Below are 3,408 nucleotides of genomic sequence, written 5' to 3' on the forward strand. Positions count from 1 at the left end.
CCGCCGCCCGGATTACCTACCCAACGTTGCTTGATGCGGCACTAGTGGGCGCGCACCGAGCCGGATGCCTTCCAACAGAGGTGCACAGACTCGCCGACGCGTTCGACGACCAAGCCGACGCCCTGGTCGACTGGCTGATCGAACAGGCTCACCGCGGTGACGTCGGCGAGACTGCGGCGGTCGTCGGCGTCGTCATGGACGGCGGCTTGACCGCCGGACAGGCGCAGCGACTTCACGCCGCTGTGGACAGCCTGCAGGGAAAGCAACTGCTCACCCTCGCAGCTCTGCTAGGAAACATCACTACGTGGCCTCTCCGACAACCCGGACTGGCGAGGCACTTCCTCTCGAAGGCTAGGGAGGCCGGCGCGGATACGGCAAAAAGCGTGCGCACCGAGATCGTGGCGGCCACGCAACTCGGTACCTGGACAGCGACTAACGGTGTGTCGCCAGAACTCGAAAGCGCCCGCACGGCCGCCGCAGCGGCCGCCGCAGCTGAAACTGACGACGAGCTCCGCGAGGACTTCGAAAACGCCCACGCCCGATACGAGGCCACCACGACGTGGATCCACCGTCAGCGCGCGGAGGACGACGAGGACGAGTAGCAACCGCGTCCGTTGAGCGCCTGACCAGGACAAGTGCGCCCAGAAGTCTCGGCGGCTCGCGTCAGTCCTGTCACAGCATCAGCGGCGCCCCCAACACACCTCGCCTCAGCCTCCCTAACTCTGATAAATGGGAGTATTCACCGCGGCATGCTCAACATTAGAACGACGACAATTGCGAAACCTATCCGCGGTTTCAGGATATTCCCTTTTAATCGTCGGGACTTGCCCCCTGACAGGGGACGGTGCTTGAGCAGCGAGGGCCTCGGCCAGGATTATTTCCGCGTATGCCTGGGCCGCGGCGACAATGTTGTTCGCCCTCATCCTTGCCTCATCGAGGATGCATTGGGCGGGGACGACCAGCTCGTCGAGATGCGCCTTGACCTCGTCCGGTTGGCGGATGAGCTCCTGTGGCCGCTGGCCGAGCACATCCTGACCCGGTCGGTCGTTAGTGATCTCGTCCCAGTATCGAGGGGGCGATAGCGCAGCGCTGGGCTGGGCGCCGTCCTGGAGTGCGTCCTGGAGTGCGCTCACGGTGTGGACCATGGCGGCGGCGTCGGCTGCCTCGTAGCGGGCCGCGATGGTGAACGCCTCATGCGCGGCGACGAAATCGCCGGAGGCCAGATGGTGGTCCCCTAGCGTCATCGCGTCCCGTCCGAGCTGCCAGGCGTCTAGGCGAGCTTGTCGGGCGATGTGCTCTTCGGGGGAGCGTGCCGCCAGCTTGTTCTCGATGGCGTCCAGGTCCAACGGAGGGATGCCTCCGTTGTCGAAGGTGTGGAGGCCGTCGCAGTTTTGCTGAGGGCTCGTCATGACGGAACCTCCCTGGTGGTGGTATGGGCGCGGTTGACCCGGGTCGAGGAGAGGGAATGGGCGGCGGTCAAGTGGCGGCGAAGCCGGTCCAGCCCAGCGTTCCGCCGTCGTCGGAGCCCGTCCACCGTGATACCCAGCAGCGCGGCCGCACGTCCGGCGGGCAGGCCGTCGACATCAACAGCGACGATCACCTGCCGTTCCCTCTCGGTCAGCAGCTGAGGAAGCTGTTCTATCAGCCGCTCGTGATCGATGCGGCCCAGTGCCGCTAGGACGTCGTTGCCGGAGTCCGGGTCAGCATGGTTGATCAGCACCTCGTCGTCCACAGAATACGGCCGAGTGTTCGGCCTGTTCTCCTTGTGCCGGTGGTTGATGATGTCGCCTCGGGCTGCCTGCTTGAGCACCGCGATCGCCTGCTCGACCGACATCGGTCCTTTCTGACGCCAGACGGCGGTGAAGTCCGCTGCGGCCTCGTTCATGAAGTCTTCGAGCAGATGTTGCTCATACGGGCGCAGGCGGCGCCGCACGTAGGCGGCCAGTTCGACCCATATCGCCCGAAGAGCCTCTACCCGCAGGTCTTCGCAGTCGGTAGTGGGTGGCAGCCTCACGCGTTCGTGTCCTCCCCAGCCGAGGCAGCGGGAGCGATCTTCATGGACCAACTCACGCCCTTGTCCTCCCCAACTGCGACCTCCGCACCCGCCCGCGCACGGCCCAGGACCTCAGCCAACTCGACCATCGTGCGGCCAAGGACCCCAGCCTGCCTGGTCCTGGCCCGTTGGTCCACCATGCTCTGAACCAGACGGACCACACGGCCGCCACTGACGGTCAGGACCGGCTGCCAGTCCGCCTGGCCCACTTCGACGAGGTGGCCGATGTCCTGCGTGCTCATGGTTGTCCTCCGATTCCAACGGCCGGCGGGTTCCGGCACACCTACTAACTCCCGTCAGGCACCCCGAAGACGACCCTCACTGCCCAACACCTCGAAATCTTCGCCACGACCAGGAGTTTCGATTTCCACACGTCCTGTGCCGCCCTCCTGCGGCGTCCCCCGAGCACGTGGTACTCACAGCAGCATCTACGCGCCTATCGGCCGCAGTGGGGACTGTTCCAAGATCGATGTTTCCGGCCCGACACGCCGGGCTGAGGTCCGGCGGCATGGGCACTGACAGTGATGACATCTGACCTTGTGACTCCACGCAAGAGTGATCGGAAGCCAGCGCGGGAGCTGTCGCCGGAGCAGGCCGCTGCGGCGACGATGGTGGCCGAGGGCGAGGGCGAGGGCTCGGGCGTTGGCGTTGACCGGCCCGGACGGCTTGTTGAAGCTGTTCACGAAGAACGTGGCGGAGACCACGCCTGGCGAGGAGAGCTCGGAATCCGACACGTAAGTAGTAGCCGCGGCGATGAGATGGCCGAGCGTCCGGGTCGACAGGGTGTTCACGGCGGTCAGTGTGCACCCTCGGGTTCGTAGCGGACAGCCGATATTCGGTTGAGCTCGGTCATCAGGCGCCGGTTAGTTTCGCGGGCAGCGGCGAGTTCTTCGTCGCGTTCCTCGAGGGCCTGGGTGAGGTCGAGGACGATCTGGTGTTGCCGGTCGATCTGGGCTTGCAGGGCGGCGGTGTTGCTGGCGGCGTCCAGTCCGCTGCGTTCGAAGGCTTGCCGGCCGAGCAGTTGGGAGAGCCGGTGTTCCAGGTCGCGGATGTGCGGGGCCCGCCGGTGGTTCTGGGCCGTGCAGGTTGGCGTTCCTGGGTTCGCGCTCACGCAGGAACCGCGCTCGCTGTTCCGCCCCATCCCTCCACCATGCCGTCGAACACCGCTGCTGCTGGATCCAGCGGCCACCTTCGTCCCGGCCAGCACCAGCCTCGCCGAACCCGGCGCCACCTCCACTACAACCGGCGGTGTATCAAATGCAACATCGATGCGTCTAAATGCGTGATCTCGGTGGCTGAACGGAACCTGCGGGGACTGTTCCAAGATCGGTGTTTCCGGCCCGACACGCCGGGCT

5 protein-coding genes and 1 pseudogene are annotated in these 3,408 nt (G+C 65.6%); 2 read left to right on the forward strand and 4 right to left on the reverse strand.

The window, feature by feature from the left end; translation table 11 throughout:
• Positions 1-602, forward strand: a 602-nt coding sequence (locus BU204_RS37635; protein ID WP_233161068.1) for a hypothetical protein, incomplete at its 5' end; no start/stop codon positions are given.
• 114 nt (positions 603-716) lie between these two features.
• Here BU204_RS37635 and BU204_RS37640 read toward each other — a convergent pair.
• Genes BU204_RS37640 through BU204_RS37650 form a run of 3 tightly spaced genes read right to left on the reverse strand, consistent with a single transcriptional unit; the run spans position 717 to position 2,295 of the window.
• Entirely contained in the window at positions 717-1,409 is a 693-nt protein-coding gene (locus BU204_RS37640; protein WP_075130555.1) for a hypothetical protein, read from the reverse strand.
• Positions 1,406-2,014 carry an RNA polymerase sigma factor gene (locus tag BU204_RS37645; protein WP_075130556.1) on the reverse strand — a complete coding sequence of 203 codons (609 nt, stop codon included), beginning with the start codon at positions 2,012-2,014 and terminating at the stop codon, positions 1,406-1,408. Before BU204_RS37645 ends, BU204_RS37640 begins: the two co-directional genes overlap by 4 nt.
• Entirely contained in the window at positions 2,011-2,295 is a 285-nt protein-coding gene (locus tag BU204_RS37650; protein ID WP_075130557.1) for a hypothetical protein, read from the reverse strand. The genes BU204_RS37645 and BU204_RS37650 overlap by 4 nt, the downstream gene beginning before the upstream one ends.
• Positions 2,296-2,577: 282 nt before the next feature.
• On the opposite strand from BU204_RS37650, the pseudogene BU204_RS42430 reads away from it, so the two are divergent.
• A pseudogene (locus BU204_RS42430) lies at positions 2,578-2,779 on the forward strand (IS256 family transposase); the annotation flags it as partial.
• 70 nt (positions 2,780-2,849) lie between these two features.
• Here BU204_RS42430 and BU204_RS41795 read toward each other — a convergent pair.
• On the reverse strand, positions 2,850-3,408 hold a 559-nt coding region (locus BU204_RS41795; protein ID WP_408608087.1), incomplete at its 5' end, for a hypothetical protein.

It is taken from the genome of Actinophytocola xanthii (assembly GCF_001921205.1).
Lineage (GTDB): Bacteria > Actinomycetota > Actinomycetes > Mycobacteriales > Pseudonocardiaceae > Actinophytocola > Actinophytocola xanthii.

Coding starts and splice junctions, on each gene's coding strand:
- BU204_RS37640 (WP_075130555.1), bottom strand. CDS start 1,409: ATGACGAGCCCTCAGCAAAACTGCGACGGCCTCCACACCTTCGACAAC.
- BU204_RS37650 (WP_075130557.1), bottom strand. CDS start 2,295: ATGAGCACGCAGGACATCGGCCACCTCGTCGAAGTGGGCCAGGCGGAC.